We start from the raw sequence: 13,664 nt of genomic DNA on the forward strand, positions 1-13,664 counted from the left end.
CAATGCCTCAAGGTGATCGCTCAAACTGAACAGGGACTTGGGATCCATAGCTGGCCTCCGTGATCGCGCGCCCTCAATGAATCATTATAGCCGTCCAAACGCTACCGGTTTTTGCGGGTCTCCAGCTTGTCGAATATGGCGACTGCCGTGGTCGGAAAGCTGAAGGCAGGGCAGCACGTCGATCCTGAGGACGAGTTCTCCCGCCTCCTGCCTTCGGTTGATCGCCGCGAAGCTGTGGAGACGCTGATGCAAGCCGCTGAGGCTGCGGCAGGAGAAGTGCAACAGTCTAACCCGCAAGCGGGCCTGCGCATGATCGACAACCTGCTGGGATGGAACCGAACGCAGTTAGCTACAGCGGCTTCGGTTTCGGCTCCAACGGCCCCGACACCGTCCGGCCTTATCTCACCGTTCCCCGGCTTTGATGTTGGCAAGCGCAGCGGTAGAATGGGAGAGGCCCGTAGTGGAGGCTCCGCCCACAATGGCGAAGACTTCCCGGCTCCTGTCGGTACTCCTATCGTCGCCCCGATGGGCGGCGAGGTGGTCGCCTCCATGCGCAATGCACGGGGTGGTAATCAGGTCCGTGTCCGTATGGACGACGGTTCGATTGTCGGCTTCGCTCACCTCTCCTCAAGGGGTGTTGAGGTCGGCCAGCGGGTCGAGGCAGGAGCGCAGCTCGGTCTTTCCGGGAACACCGGCAAGTCTACCGGCCCCCATGTTCACATGACCATGGAGGTGAATGGTAAGAAGGTCTCGCCTTCCGACCACTTCGCACGGCAGGCTCCGGGTGCCCCTGAGGCCTCCGAGGCATTCGCTGCTGCGTTTGGTTCGGACGGGGCGGCAGGCCAGCCGCAGGCCGACGCCGCAGGGCTTGAGCAGCCGCAGATAGCTTCCCTCACTGGTCCCCTGTCGCTGGCTCCAAGCCAGGTGCTGCACCTTCAGGAGTTTCGCCGGACATACAGCCAGCGGGCGGAGGCTGAGGCGGAGCGGCAGCGAACCGATCGACACGCTACGACCTCTGCTGGGGTCTTGGGGCGGCTTGCGGGTGTCGGGGGTGCATATCCTACCACCACGGAGGTCAGGAGCCTGATGCGCTCCGATGCGATCAGCCCTCAGCAGGGAATGCAGTTTCTCAGCATCATCGACAGTGATGCGCGACAGGCCCGCAGCGAAGCGCGGCAGGCGCTTGCATGGCGGCGAGAGGACCAGCGAGAGAACAAGGAAACTTACTTACGCGGACAGGTAAGCTCCTTGCTGGGGCCGGTCTATGCTGGTCGGGCGACGATCACCGAGACGACTGGTAAGCTCTTGGCGATGGCTGCGTCTGAGCGCGACCCTGAGGTCCGGCAGGCTTTGACACACGCCGTCCATGGCGAACTCAGCCAGCTCCAAACGCTGCGTCAGAAGGGGCCGGAATACCAAGGCGCGGGAAGCGACCTCGACGGCTGGGAGACGGCCTACAGTGGGCAGCTAGGCGGGGTCCGCTTGCCGCGTGGGCTGGACACGCAGGGGGCTAGGGCGCTGATCCGGTCCAAGCTCGATGAAGTCAGGACAGAGCTAGGCCGTGGCGACGTCCCGCCCGAGAAGGTCAGCAGCTACATGGATAGGGCGGAGCGTCGGCTGGACCTTTGGTTCACGCAGACCTTCCCCCCGCGGGCTGTAAAGAGGTGAGTGGGTGGAGGCTCTTTCGGTCGATCCCGGAGGAGCCTCCCAACCTATCATTGGCTTAGTTGCGCGCGAACTGCGGCAGACCGGCAGCACGGCGGCGGAATGCCTCCCGGCTACATCCGGCGAGGTCTTCGCTGTTGAGCTGGCGAATGCGGTCTATAGCATGAGAGGCTGTCAGCTCCTCTTGCTGATCCCGCTTTGTGAGACGTGCAGTGGTGTCGGCTCCGAAGACCAGCAGGTTAAGGCGGTGGCGGGCCTTCAATCCACGCCCTTCACTTGCATCAATCCCAACGGTGTCCCTGTTGAATGCTCTGCGGGCGGCCTGCGCGGGGGTGTCGGTGATGGCGGGGACAATGGTGGTATGGATCACGGTGCTAAGTCTTCCCTGTTACGCGACTGCCGCGCTTCGTCGCTGTAGCGGAACGGTTTGTCGTGAGAAGGTGATGGTTCCACAAGCGCGAATGCTTTGAGTCCAGCCGAGTCTTTTGCGCGATGAGCTGTTGCAGCTTGTCATATCCGACGGGAACCGCACCGGCTCGAAAACGAGCGATTATGATGCAGCCGACCAAGGTGTATCGGAATATAGCTTGACGGGCATTTCGATCCACCACATATATCGAGCCACCATTTCGTTACAGAGGTTCGACCTATGGCCCGTACGTTCGCTTATTGCCGCGTCAGCACCGCTGATCAGACCACCGAGAACCAGGTACGCGAGATAGCCGCAGCAGGCTTTTCGGTGGAACCTAAGCGAGTGGTGGAGGAGACGGTTTCCGGCTCGGTAGCGGCAATGGAGCGGGCAGGGTTCTCCCGCCTTGTCGATCGCATGGAGGAGGGGGACGTGCTGATCGTCACGAAGCTGGACCGCCTTGGACGCAACGCCATGGACGTAAGAGCGACGGTCGAGCGGCTGGCAGGGGAGGGAGTGCGTGTGCACTGTCTTGCCCTTGGCGGGGTCGATCTAACTAGTGCTGCAGGAAAGATGACCATGGGCGTTCTATCTGCTGTGGCGGAGTTCGAGCGCGACCTGCTTATCGAGCGAACACAGGCGGGACTGAGCCGCGCCAAGGCTGAGGGGAAGGCTCTAGGGCGTCCGTCCGCGCTCACGCAGGAACAGCAGGACCAAGTGAGGGCGCAACGTGCCGCCGGGGTTTCGCTAGGGGTTCTGGCAAATAAATACGGCGTCAGTCGCGCAGCAATCCAAAGAGTAGGGAAGCGCGCTGTTGCGTGAGGCCGCGCTTGTCTTCAGCCCTGCTTTTTTCGTTTCTGGACGCTGCGCCTCTTACTTATTGAATAGCCCTAGCGAACGCGCGCCGGTTTGGTGCGGGTGGTCTTGAGCGAGTTCGACCCCCTCGCGCTCCGCCCGAAGTCGAATGTAACCTCGCAAGATAGGCTCTCTGAGTTCATACCAACCCTGCCGCGTGCCCAACAAGATTTTGCCATGGGAGTCGCGTTTCAAGGCGTTCATCCGGGTATTGAACTTAGTTCGCTCGGGTGTTGCGGTTCCGCGCTGCCTCATGATCTCGACATATGAAGAGAAGATGTCGCTACTCCGGCGGCTGAACTCATGATGGTCCGCCACGGCCCACAAAATCTCTTGATAGTCGTCGTTGTATTTACGTGTCGCCAGTTCGTAAAGCTCGCGTAGAAACGGCTCAATATCCTGTACTGCGCTCTCGACCGCTTCGCGGTAATGCTGTGCACTCACTTGTGCTACGCTCTCCGGCGCGTCGAATACAACCCAAAACAGCTTCTCACATATCAAATGGATGTAGTGCGGAAAGCCATCGCTTATGGCGCCGATCCGGTATTTCGTGGTCATATCAAGCTCGACACCGAGCGCCTCGCACGCCGCGTCCATAATGGCCAAGCGTCCATCCCAATTAAGCGGAGACAGGGCGACCGAGGCTAGATAACGATAGCAAGAGTGATGGGCCGCCAAAAGGCTTTCAAGTGACTGCCCGATGCCTGTGAAGAACATCTTGATGCCGATCGATTGATCGCCCATCTGTTTTATGAAGTCGGCGAACAAAGTCCGGTCAGCGTCTGTGGGGAGTGTGTCAAACTCGTCGAAGATTGCAACTCGTTCTTCTGGCGCGCGGTCGACGCAGTAACGAATAACCGAGACGACCTCATTCAGTGATGAAAGTTCGGGCACTTCTCGTGCAGCGAGTTGGGCTTCAACAGTACCGCTGAGGCCATACGCACCAAGCCCTAACGACCCCTTCGTTGTCGTCCCGCCTTTGACAGGTGCCGCATTGAGGAGTTGGGACGCTAGATTGCGCATAATCGAAAAGAAGCTCTCCCCATTGCAGGCGAGTTGGATAGGCCGCTGCCCCTCCGCGCTAAGATAATTTCCGACCGACAGAGCGAGCGAACTCTTTCCTACGCCCCGATCTCCGTGGATGAAGACGTGCCTGCCGGGTGAGTGGAACGCGCGCGTGATCTGCTTGACCTGCTCCTGACGGCCTTGAAGGGTTTGAAGCCGTTGGATCGGGCTGCTTGGCGTCAAATACCGCTGCAGGATGTCTACAAAATCAGCTTCGGTGAGATTTCGGATGGCCATGGAGAGAAGATATTCGATCTCGCCACAAGAACGAAAGCAGAATCTTTCCACATGTTGCGCGCCGCCGTGGATAACGAGTTCTTAAGGCAGCGACGATGGGCCCATGCCACCACCCGGTCCCGCAAACGTGGCCCACAGAGCTGGCCCACAGGGGCCCATCTATCCATCGTAATTCACTGAAAAATAAGGAAATATATAAACTGGCTGGGGCGGCAGGATTCGAACCTGCGAATGCCGGTACCAAAAACCGGTGCCTTACCACTTGGCGACGCCCCAGCGGATCGGCCGCATGCGTGTGCTGCAGCCTCTCGGGAGACGGGCGCTTAGCGGTTTGTCCCGGCGCTGGGAAGAGGGTTTCCGCAGCGCCGGGGCATCTCATTCTCAGGCGTTCAGCACCGCGTCGATGTCGGCGGCGCTGTGGCGTTCGGGGACGAAGCCTTCGCCCTTGCGGTTGACGATGCGGCCACGGCGGACGCCTTCGCGCGCGCCCAGTTCCTCGCCCCAGCGCACCAGGTTGGTATAGCCGGGAACGTCGAGGAAGGTCGCCGCGTCGCCGTAGGCGTCGCCGCGGATGAAGCCGCCGAACCAGCCGTAGGCGGCGATGTCGGCGATCGTGTAGTCATCGCCCGCAAGGTAGCGCGTCTCGCCCAGGCGCTTGTCGGCGACGTCGAGGATGCGCTTGGCTTCCATCGCGTAGCGGTCGATCGGGTACTGGAACTTCTCGGGCGCATAGGCGTAGAAGTGGCCGAAGCCGCCGCCCAGCAGCGGCGCGGTGCCCATCTGCCACATCAGCCAGTTCATGCATTCGGTGCGCCCGGCACCGGAGGTCGGCAGGAAGGCGCCGAACTTCTCGGCGAGGTGGAACAGGATCGAGCCCGATTCGAACACGCGCACCGGCTCGGGACCGGACACGTCGAGAAGGGCGGGGATCTTCGAGTTCGGGTTCACCGCCACAAAGCCGGAGGAGAACTGGTCGCTCTCGCCGATGTTGATGAGCCAGGCGTCGTATTCGGCGTCGTATCCGGCCGCGAGCAGCTCTTCGAGCAGGATCGTGACCTTCTGGCCGTTGGGCGTGCCGAGGGAGTGAAGCTGGAAGGGGTGCTCGCCGCGCGTCAGCTCACGATCGAACCGGGCGCCGGCGGTGGGGCGGTTGATGGCGGCGAACTGGCCGCCGTTGGGCTGGTCCCAGGTCCAGACCTTGGGCGGGGTATACGTGGGATCGGCCATCTGCGGGAAACTCCTGTGGGAGGGAAAGGCCGCCCACAGGTAGGTTCGCGAAGGGGTGCCGACAAGACGGCCGCAGACACCAAGGCAGGCTTTGATCGAACGCCGATCAGCGCCTGCCCGAAATTCAGCCGATCTTGCGGATCCAGCCGTGCGTGTCCGGCGCCTCGCCGCGCTGGATCGAGACCAGGCGGTTCTTGAGCTTGCCGGTCAGTTGGCCGGGGCCGCCGGTGCCGATAGTGAACTCGCCGTCGCGGCCGGAGACCTTGCCCACCGAGGTGACCACCGCCGCGGTGCCGCAGGCGAACGTCTCGACGAGCTTGCCGGAAGCCGCGTCCTCGCGCCACTGGTCGAGGCTGTAGCGGCCTTCCTGCACGGTCAGGCCTTCTTCGCGGGCCAGCTGCAGCAGGCTGTCGCGGGTGATGCCGGGCAGGATCGTGCCGGTCAGCGCCGGGGTCAGCAAGGTGCCGTCCTCGAACGCGAAGTAGAGGTTCATGCCGCCCAGTTCCTCGATCCACTTGTGCTCGGCGGCGTCGAGGAAGACGACCTGGTCGTGGCCGCGCGCGATCGCTTCGGCCTGGGGCACGAGGCTGGCGGCGTAGTTGCCGCCGCACTTGGCCGCACCGGTGCCGCCGGGCGCGGCGCGGGTGTAGTCCGAAACCCAGATCGAGACGGCGGGCGCGCCCGACTTGAAGTAGTTGCCGGCGGGGCTGGCGATGACGATGAACTTGTACTGCTTGGCCGGGCGCACGCCGAGGAAAGCCTCGGTCGCGATCATGAAGGGGCGCAAGTAGAGCGAGGCGCCTTCGCCTTCGGGAATCCAGGCGCGGTCGAGCTGGACCAGCTTCTCGATCGCCTCGACGAACAGCGCCTCTGGCAGGGCGGGCATGGCGAGGCGCTCGGCCGACTGGTTGAAGCGCGCGGCGTTGGCTTCGGGGCGGAACAGCGCGATGGCGCCGTCGGCCTGCTTGTAGGCCTTGAGTCCCTCGAAGATTTCCTGCGCGTAGTGCAGCACCGCAGCCGCGGGATCGAGCGCGATGGGCTGGCGCGGGCCGATCACCGCATCATGCCAGCCCTGACCTTCGGTCCACTCGATCGTCACCATGTGGTCGGTGAAGTTGGTGCCGAAGCCCGGGTTAGCCAGCACAGCCGCGCGCGTCTCGGCGCTGGCAGGGGCGGGGTGGGCGAGGGTGGTGAAAGTAAGGCCGGCATCGGCGAGCGTCGCCATCGAACGTATTCCTCTGTATGCAACAGGATGCGTCCGGTGAACGAAAGTTTCACGGAATGCAACCATAAAGCAATATTGCGTCTCAGGATTACAGTCTTAGCACGATGCCGAAGGCAGGCAAATCGGTGTGTGACGCGCACAAATGAGAAGGGCCGCACCGGTAATCCGGTACGGCCCTTCACATGGTCAGCGGCCGGGAAGTGCCGCCAGAGAAGCCTCTATCGCCAAATATATCAGCGATAATGCCTCACGACGGAAATTGCCGACCTCCATGCTGAACCATGAGACATCGGATCACCTCCTTTCGCGCTGTTGAGCCATAGTGCGCCGCTTTCACGGCTGGGACTTCGGCAACTTCCGGGCGCGTATCCCGAAGGCCGTTGTCTTGAGCAAAATCTGGTACATCCCGCAGCGCACAACAAGTCTTGAAATGATTTTTTTTGGCGTCATGATCGCTGCTTCCGGCCAGTTATCCCCAGCCGCGCGGTAACTTGAAAATACCGCTTTAGGGGGCGCCGGAATGCGGCCTTTGCGGCCCGAAATACTCGCGCAGAACCGCACGCCATCGTCATCCCGGACTTGCTCCGGGACCGTGGGCAAATCTTGAGGCGATAGCTCTCGGCAAGGCGCCTCAGCGCAAGACAGCGCCTAAAGACTGCCCGCGGTCCCGGCATGCGCCGGGATGACGAGGCTATGTCAGCGGCAGTCTTCCAGCACCCGCGAAATTTCGGTCCAGCTGGGCAGGTAGAGCGTCGGCTGGCCCGTCGCGGCGACGGCGAAGCGGCCGCGGCTGAACGCCATCGCATCGAGCACGGAATCGCGCGCCTGCAACGTCACGAAGATGCCGCGCGGGTTGGCGGCTGCGCTCAGCGCGCGTGTGCCGGTGGAAGTGGTGATGGACAGCGCCGACGGGCCGGACGGCACCATGCCGGAGCGCACCAGCGTGACTGCCTTGCGCGCGGGGTCGCATTGCAGGGTGAATTGTCCGCCGAAGCTGGCGGCCGAGCCGGCGCCGCTTGCGGTATAGCTCCAGTCGCCCGGGGTCTGCGGGGCGTCGCGCCAGTCGGCGGCGGCGGGCAGTGCGGGGGCCGGGCCGGGGCGCGGCTGAGGCGGGCGAGCGGTCTGCGTCGGGGCGGGCGCGGAGGGCGGCGGGGGTACGCAGCCGGCCACGATCGCGGTCGCCGCGATGGCCAGCACGAGGAACGGGGAGGTAGGGAGAGCGCGGCTGCGCGGATTTGCCTTCATGCGCGTGGTATGGAATGAGGCGCGGCCCATCTCAAGTGCGTACCATCCCATGACCGACACGTCCCGCCCCCGTTCCCCCGAAAAGAAGCCCGCCAAGCTGCGGGTGGACCAGCTGCTCGTCGATCGCGGGCTGGCCGAGAGCCGGACGCGCGCGCAGGCGCTGGTGCTGGCGGGACTGGTGTTCTCGGGCGAGACCAAGATCGCCAAGCCCGGGCAGTCGGTGAAGGAGGACGCCGCCATCGAAGTGCGCGGCCGCGATCATCCGTGGGTCTCGCGCGGCGGGATCAAGCTGGCGCATGCGATCGCGCATTTCGGGCTGGACCCGGCGGGCGCCGTCGCCATGGACATCGGCAGTTCGACCGGCGGCTTCACCGACGTGCTGCTGACCAATGGCGCCCAGCGCGTGTTCGCGGTCGATTCGGGCACCAACCAGCTCGCCTGGAAACTGCGCACCGATCCGCGCGTTACCGTGCTGGAGCAGACCAGCGCCCGCATCCTCACGCCCGCGCAGATCGATGCGGCCTGCGACTGGGTGGTGTGCGACGCCAGCTTCATCGGACTGGCGAAAGTGCTGGAAGTGCCGCTGCACCTTGCCGCGCCGAAGTGCCGGGTGGTGGCGCTCATCAAGCCGCAGTTCGAAGTCGGGCGCGGCGAAGTGGGCAAGGGCGGCGTCGTACGCGATCCCGCGCTTCACGCCCGCGTCTGCGAGGAAGTGCGCGAGTGGCTGGAGGGCGAGGGCTGGGAAATCCAGGGCATCGTCGAAAGCCCGATCAAGGGCCCGGAAGGAAACGTGGAGTTTCTCGTTTCGGCACACCGGGGTGCATGAAGGCATGCGAACGATTGCGCCGGGCAGCGCCGCGTACCACAAACCGCGGCGTTTCTTGGCTAAATTCCTGATTCGGAGCATTCTGCGCACATGAATCCGCTCGCGTCCCCGGGCCAGTTGCGAGCCAGCCTGATACGCTGGCTGCTGGTGTGCGTTCCCGTCATTGTCCTGCTGGGTTTCCTGTCCGGCCGGCTTGCGGGCAGCGGGCCGGGCAATCCGTGGTTCGATGAGCTGGCGAAGCCCGCCGCCTTTCCGCCGCCGGTGACCTTCGGGATCGTCTGGACGGTGCTCTACGTGATGATGGGCGTCGCTCTGGCGATGGTTCTGGCGGCGCGCGGCGCGCGTGGGCGGGGGATCGCGATTCTGGCCTTCGCGGTGCAGTTCGCGCTGAACCTGGCATGGTCGCCGCTGTTCTTCGGCGCCCACATGATGAGTGCGGCGCTGGTGCTGATCGCCGCCATCCTGCTCGCCGCAGTGGTGACGACGGTGCTGTTCGCGCGCGTGCGGCCGGTCTCGGCGGCGCTGCTGGCGCCTTATGTTCTGTGGCTGGTCTTCGCGACATATCTCAACTTCGCGTTCCTCCAGGCGAATCCGGGAATGGACGGCGCACAGCGTTCGGGCGCGGTGGAGCGCTTCACTATCTGATCCCCCTTGCGCCGCGCGCGCGCGCACTCCATCTAGCGCCCATGCAAAGCGAAAACCCCTTCGTCGCCGACTTCGCCAAGATGTTGAACAGCGCCGCCGGCACCCTGGCCGGCATGGGCCGCGAAGCGCGCGACAGCGCGCGGGATCGGGTCAAGGAGTTCATGGGCGACATGGACTTCGTCAGCCGCGAGGAATTCGACGCGGTCAAGGAACTCGCCGCCACCGCGCGGGCGGAGACCGAATCGCTGAAGGCACGTCTCGACGCGATCGAGGCGAAGCTCGCCGCTAACTGATATGTGCCTTTGTGTGCGCTGGGAACGTTTCCGGCGCACGCAGGGTTGAACATCGTGAAGCCCATGAAAGGCACACGATGTTCACGCAGCTCAATCCCACGATACCACTTCACGTCGTCGGCAAGGGCGATGGCTATGCCATCGGAATGATCGACTACGGCCAGGAGCACAATCTGATCTGGGTCACCGCGCTCGACGCTTCGGGCGAGATCTGGTGCGCGCCCAACCAGACCGTGCGTCTCGGTCGCAACTGGACGATGGGGCGCGCGGAGAACCCCCTCATCACCAAGGACAAGCAGGCAGAACACGCGCCGGCCGATGCTCAGGGTGTTTGCAACTGAGGCGCTGAACGGCCAGAGGAGGGCGCGATGCATTTTCGCGCCTCCGCTCTTGTCTGCGCCGCCTTGGCGCACGGCGAAACCGCCGTCATCGCGCGCCTGCTGACGGCTGAGCACGGCCTCGTCGCGGCCTTCGTCGCCGGGGGCAGGGGGCGCGAACTGCGGCCGGTCCTGATCCCCGGCAACACCGTAGAGGCGGACGTCCGCGCGAAATCCGAAACCCAGCTTCCTTTCGCCCGCGTCGAACTGCTCCAGAGCCGTGCGCCATGGATCACCGAGCCGCTGCCTGCCGCCGCGATCGGCTGGGTCACTGCGCTCGCCGCTTCCGTCCTGCCCGAACGCCAGCCATTCCCCGCTCTCTACGATGCGCTGTCCGGCGTGCTCGAGGCGATCTGCGTGGCGCCGTCCGCGCGGGGCTGGGCGCTCGGGCTGCTGCGCTACGAAGTGCTGGTCCTGCGTGAACTGGGATATGGCGACAAGATCCGGCGTCCACCGGATGGCGACTGGCCCGCGCTTCTCGATACCTTCGATGCCGTCGGTCGAGAATTGGCCCGCTACCCGCTTGCCGATCGCAGAAGAGACGTTATGGCGGCGCGCACCCTGCTGCGCGAGCGGCTGGCACGGATCGGAAGCTGAGGAAACGACTATGCGCATCGCTGTTTTTGCCGGAGACGGAATCGGTCCTGAAGTGACTGCAGAGGCGGTGCGCGTACTTGAAGCGCTTGACCTCGAAGGCCTGGAACTGGTCGAGGGCGACGTCGGCGGGGCGGCCTACCGCAAGCACGGCCATCCGCTGCCGCCAGCGACGCTGGAGATCGCGCGTTCGTCGGATGCCATCCTGTTCGGCGCGGTCGGCGACTTCTCGCTCGATCACCTGGAGCGCGCGCTGCGCCCGGAACAGGCGGTGCTGGGCCTGCGCAAGGAACTGGGCCTGTTCGCCAACCTGCGTCCCGCGACGGTGTTCAAGGGCCTGGAAGACCTCTCCACCCTGCGCCCCGAGGTGTCGGGCAAGATCGACCTGCTGATCGTGCGCGAACTCAACGGCGACGTGTACTTCGGCGAGAAGGGCACCCGCACGCTGGAAGACGGCCGCCGTCAGGGCTGGGACATGATGTCCTATGCCGAGGACGAAGTGCGCCGCATCGCTCACGCCGGCTTCAAGGCCGCGCAGGGTCGTTCCGGCAAGCTGTGCTCGGTGGACAAGGCCAATGTGCTGGAAACCTCGCAGCTGTGGCGCGACGTGGTGATCGAGGTTTCGGCCGAGTACCCGGACGTCGAACTGACTCACATGTACGTCGACAACGCGGCGATGCAGCTGGTCAAGAACCCCGGCGCCTTCGACGTCATCGTCACCGGCAACCTCTTCGGCGATATCCTGAGCGACCAGGCCAGCATGTGCGTCGGTTCGATCGGCCTGCTGGCTTCGGCCAGCCTCGCGGAAGGCACTTTCGGTCTCTACGAGCCGATCCACGGTTCGGCCCCGGACATCGCGGGCAAGGGCCTTGCGAACCCGATGGCGACGATCCTGTCGGCCGCCATGCTGCTGCGCCATTCGTTCGGCCTCGAGGCCGAGGCGGCCCGTATCGAGGCGGCCGTAGCTGCTGCCCTTGCGGACGGAATCAAGGGCGGCGACCTCGGTGGCTCGGCCGGCACGAAGGAAATCGGTGACGCGGTGCTCGCGCGCCTGTAAAGGTTGCGCCGCTACGCAATAATCGTTTCTTGACGTTTACCACCTAAAAAACAGGGCGCATGACCATTTCCATGACCGATCTCGCTGAGGCCGCCGATACCGCCGCTCAGGCGGTTTCGCTGCACGCGAAGCCGCTTGAACTGGCGGTGGTCCTGCCGACCTACAACGAGCGCAAGAACATCGCGACGATGATCGAGCGACTCGACAAGGCGCTCGCCGGGGTCGTGTGGGAAGCCATCTACGTCGATGACAACAGCCCCGACGGCACCTCCGACGAGGCGCGCCGCCTGTCGCTATCCGATCCGCGTGTGCGCTGCATCCAGCGAATCGGCCGCCGCGGCCTCGCCAGCGCTGCGATCGAGGGCATGTGTTCCACCGCCGCCCCCGTGGTTGCGGTCATGGACGCCGACCACCAGCATGATCCCGCGCTGCTGCCGGGGATGCTCAAGGCGATCACCTCGGGCGAGTACGACCTCGCCTATGCCTCGCGCTTCGCCGAGGGCGCCAGCACCGAGGCATGGGGCCGCCCCGACCGCGTCAAGGCATCGGGCTTCGCCAACCGCATCGCCAACAAGGTGACCGGGGTTGAGCTGACCGACCCGATGAGCGGCTTCTTCATGCTGCGCACCCAGACCCTCCGCGCCGACGCGCACCGCCTGTCGGGCGTCGGCTTCAAGATCCTGCTCGACATCCTGGCGACGGTGGACACCCCGCTGCGCGTCAAGGAATTCCCCCTCAACTTCGCCGCGCGAGCAGAAGGCGAAAGCAAGCTGGACCAGACCGTCGTGTTCGAATTCCTCGTGGGCCTTTACGACAAATGGCTGGGCCGGATCATCCCGACCCGTTTCGCGCTGTTCGGCACCGTGGGCGCCATGGGCGTGGTGGTGCAGCTGGCGGTGCTGTGGACGATGCTCCACGTCGTCTTCGGCGAGCGCTTCGTCTACGGCAACTGGTCCGAGAGCACGACCTTCAACATTGCGAACACGATCGCCGCGCTGGTGGCGATGACGTTCAACTTCGTGCTCAACAACGAACTGACTTATTCGGACAAGCGCCTGCGCGGTTTCGCGCCGCTGATGCGTGGCTGGGCGCAGTTCGCGCTGACCTGCTCGCTGGGCCTGCTGACCAACATCGGTTCGGCCGCCGTGCTCAAGACCATCGGCATCCACGACGTGCTGGCGGTGATCACCGGCGTGCTGCTGGCCTCGGTCTTCAACTTCGCGCTCTCGTCGAAGTTCGTCTGGGGCAAGTACTGAGGGTCTGTCTGGAAAATGCCCTATTGGGCATTTTCGTTGCGGCACCGGCCCACTCCCCCGCCCGACCACCCATAGGGTACTATCGTTGGGTGGTCGGGCGGGGGGAGTGGGCCGGTGCCGCGAAATTCGCGTATCGCGAATTCCCAAACAGTCTCATGAGGGCTGGACTGCCCCAGCGGGGGTAGAAGGCCGGTCGTCAGGATGGAGAGCGGGCCGTGCGCCCGCTCTTTTTCATTTTCCGCCCGAACGTGTCTCGGGCAGGAACGCGTCAGCCCTCGATCTTCGCCTGTTCGTGGTGGCGGATCACTTCGTCGATCACGAACCGGATGAACTTCTCCCCGAAGTCGGGATCGAGATGTGCATCCTCGGCCAGCTTGCGCAGGCGGGTGATCTGGCGTTCCTCGCGGCCCGGGTCGGAGGCGGGCAGAGCGGTCTTCGCCTTGTACTCGCCGACTGCCTTGGTAATCCGGAAGCGCTCGGCGAGCATGTGGATCAGCGCTGCGTCGATGTTGTCGATGCTGGAGCGAAAGCTCGCGAGCACCGGGTCCGTGGTGCCGGCCGTAGGGGAGGTTTCCTGAGTCATCGCCACGCCCGCTAGCACGGCTTTTCCCCCTCTTCCAGTCGGGTTGCAGGAACGGTTGATACCGTTTGCACTTGCGTTGCAGACCGCTTGCGCCCAAAGCGCGGT

General features: G+C 64.3%; 15 protein-coding genes and 1 tRNA gene. 9 read left to right on the forward strand and 7 right to left on the reverse strand.

The genetic code is table 11. From position 1 onward, the window contains the following. The first annotated feature begins 147 nt into the window (after positions 1-147). Complete coding sequence (locus tag V2S85_RS12910) at positions 148-1,668, forward strand: M23 family metallopeptidase (RefSeq protein WP_330703263.1); 1,521 nt, start codon at positions 148-150, stop codon at positions 1,666-1,668. 55 nt (positions 1,669-1,723) lie between these two features. Here the strand turns inward: V2S85_RS12910 and V2S85_RS12915 are convergent, their stop codons facing one another. Further along, positions 1,724-2,035: a hypothetical protein gene (locus V2S85_RS12915; protein ID WP_330703264.1), complete on the reverse strand. Its 312-nt coding sequence runs from the start codon at positions 2,033-2,035 to the stop codon at positions 1,724-1,726. Positions 2,036-2,314: 279 nt separating this feature from the next. Between V2S85_RS12915 and V2S85_RS12920 the strand changes: the two genes are divergently transcribed. Then, positions 2,315-2,896 carry a recombinase family protein gene (locus tag V2S85_RS12920; RefSeq protein ID WP_330703265.1) on the forward strand — a complete coding sequence of 194 codons (582 nt, stop codon included), beginning with the start codon at positions 2,315-2,317 and terminating at the stop codon, positions 2,894-2,896. Between the two features lie 51 nt (positions 2,897-2,947). Here V2S85_RS12920 and V2S85_RS12925 read toward each other — a convergent pair whose 3' ends face one another. The 5 genes from V2S85_RS12925 to V2S85_RS12945 all read right to left on the reverse strand — a co-directional run bounded on the left by V2S85_RS12925 (position 2,948) and on the right by V2S85_RS12945 (position 7,979). Further along, positions 2,948-4,282, reverse strand: coding sequence for an ATP-binding protein (locus tag V2S85_RS12925; protein WP_330703266.1), 1,335 nt, complete (start codon positions 4,280-4,282; stop codon positions 2,948-2,950). A 150-nt stretch (positions 4,283-4,432) separates the two neighbouring features. Further along, a tRNA-Gln gene (locus V2S85_RS12930) sits at positions 4,433-4,507 on the reverse strand. Positions 4,508-4,612: 105 nt separating this feature from the next. Next, positions 4,613-5,458, reverse strand: a complete 846-nt coding sequence (yghU, locus tag V2S85_RS12935) for a glutathione-dependent disulfide-bond oxidoreductase (protein ID WP_330703267.1) — start codon at positions 5,456-5,458, stop codon at positions 4,613-4,615. Between the two features lie 124 nt (positions 5,459-5,582). After that, a complete protein-coding gene (locus V2S85_RS12940; protein ID WP_330703268.1) occupies positions 5,583-6,683 on the reverse strand; it encodes a branched-chain amino acid aminotransferase in 1,101 nt (366 codons plus the stop codon). Between the two features lie 696 nt (positions 6,684-7,379). Then, entirely contained in the window at positions 7,380-7,979 is a 600-nt protein-coding gene (locus tag V2S85_RS12945) for a hypothetical protein (RefSeq protein ID WP_330703269.1), read from the reverse strand. Here V2S85_RS12945 and V2S85_RS12950 point away from each other — a divergent pair. From V2S85_RS12950 to V2S85_RS12980, 7 genes are all read left to right on the forward strand, one after another. Continuing rightward, on the forward strand, positions 7,978-8,754 hold the full coding sequence (locus V2S85_RS12950) for a TlyA family RNA methyltransferase (RefSeq protein WP_330703270.1): 777 nt from the start codon (positions 7,978-7,980) through the stop codon (positions 8,752-8,754). The two genes, V2S85_RS12945 and V2S85_RS12950, sit on opposite strands and share 2 nt — an antisense overlap. 90 nt (positions 8,755-8,844) lie before the next feature. After that, complete coding sequence (locus V2S85_RS12955) at positions 8,845-9,399, forward strand: TspO/MBR family protein (protein ID WP_330703271.1); 555 nt, start codon at positions 8,845-8,847, stop codon at positions 9,397-9,399. A gap of 41 nt (positions 9,400-9,440) precedes the next feature. Next, positions 9,441-9,692 carry an accessory factor UbiK family protein gene (locus tag V2S85_RS12960; RefSeq protein ID WP_330703272.1) on the forward strand — a complete coding sequence of 84 codons (252 nt, stop codon included), beginning with the start codon at positions 9,441-9,443 and terminating at the stop codon, positions 9,690-9,692. A 77-nt stretch (positions 9,693-9,769) separates the two neighbouring features. Beyond that, positions 9,770-10,033: a hypothetical protein gene (locus tag V2S85_RS12965; protein ID WP_330703273.1), complete on the forward strand. Its 264-nt coding sequence runs from the start codon at positions 9,770-9,772 to the stop codon at positions 10,031-10,033. A 27-nt stretch (positions 10,034-10,060) separates the two neighbouring features. Continuing rightward, positions 10,061-10,666: a DNA repair protein RecO gene (gene recO, locus V2S85_RS12970; protein ID WP_330703274.1), complete on the forward strand. Its 606-nt coding sequence runs from the start codon at positions 10,061-10,063 to the stop codon at positions 10,664-10,666. A gap of 10 nt (positions 10,667-10,676) precedes the next feature. Beyond that, complete coding sequence (leuB, locus tag V2S85_RS12975) at positions 10,677-11,720, forward strand: 3-isopropylmalate dehydrogenase (protein ID WP_330703275.1); 1,044 nt, start codon at positions 10,677-10,679, stop codon at positions 11,718-11,720. A 71-nt stretch (positions 11,721-11,791) separates the two neighbouring features. Then, the gene (locus V2S85_RS12980) at positions 11,792-12,976 is read left to right on the forward strand and encodes a glycosyltransferase (protein WP_419198197.1); all 1,185 of its coding nucleotides are present in this window, start codon (positions 11,792-11,794) and stop codon (positions 12,974-12,976) included. 268 nt (positions 12,977-13,244) lie between these two features. Here V2S85_RS12980 and V2S85_RS12985 read toward each other — a convergent pair whose 3' ends face one another. After that, complete coding sequence (locus tag V2S85_RS12985) at positions 13,245-13,559, reverse strand: chorismate mutase (RefSeq protein WP_330703277.1); 315 nt, start codon at positions 13,557-13,559, stop codon at positions 13,245-13,247. Positions 13,560-13,664: the final 105 nt, after the last annotated feature.

Origin of the sequence: Novosphingobium resinovorum (assembly GCF_036352595.1) — a bacterium.
Taxonomy (GTDB): Bacteria; Pseudomonadota; Alphaproteobacteria; order Sphingomonadales; family Sphingomonadaceae; genus Novosphingobium; species Novosphingobium resinovorum_B.

Coding starts and splice junctions, on each gene's coding strand:
- V2S85_RS12980 (WP_419198197.1), top strand. CDS start 11,792: ATGACCGATCTCGCTGAGGCCGCCGATACCGCCGCTCAGGCGGTTTCG.
- leuB (WP_330703275.1), top strand. CDS start 10,677: ATGCGCATCGCTGTTTTTGCCGGAGACGGAATCGGTCCTGAAGTGACT.
- recO (WP_330703274.1), top strand. CDS start 10,061: ATGCATTTTCGCGCCTCCGCTCTTGTCTGCGCCGCCTTGGCGCACGGC.
- V2S85_RS12960 (WP_330703272.1), top strand. CDS start 9,441: ATGCAAAGCGAAAACCCCTTCGTCGCCGACTTCGCCAAGATGTTGAAC.
- V2S85_RS12950 (WP_330703270.1), top strand. CDS start 7,978: ATGACCGACACGTCCCGCCCCCGTTCCCCCGAAAAGAAGCCCGCCAAG.
- yghU (WP_330703267.1), bottom strand. CDS start 5,458: ATGGCCGATCCCACGTATACCCCGCCCAAGGTCTGGACCTGGGACCAG.
- V2S85_RS12940 (WP_330703268.1), bottom strand. CDS start 6,683: ATGGCGACGCTCGCCGATGCCGGCCTTACTTTCACCACCCTCGCCCAC.
- V2S85_RS12955 (WP_330703271.1), top strand. CDS start 8,845: ATGAATCCGCTCGCGTCCCCGGGCCAGTTGCGAGCCAGCCTGATACGC.
- V2S85_RS12985 (WP_330703277.1), bottom strand. CDS start 13,559: ATGACTCAGGAAACCTCCCCTACGGCCGGCACCACGGACCCGGTGCTC.
- V2S85_RS12945 (WP_330703269.1), bottom strand. CDS start 7,979: ATGGGATGGTACGCACTTGAGATGGGCCGCGCCTCATTCCATACCACG.
- V2S85_RS12920 (WP_330703265.1), top strand. CDS start 2,315: ATGGCCCGTACGTTCGCTTATTGCCGCGTCAGCACCGCTGATCAGACC.
- V2S85_RS12965 (WP_330703273.1), top strand. CDS start 9,770: ATGTTCACGCAGCTCAATCCCACGATACCACTTCACGTCGTCGGCAAG.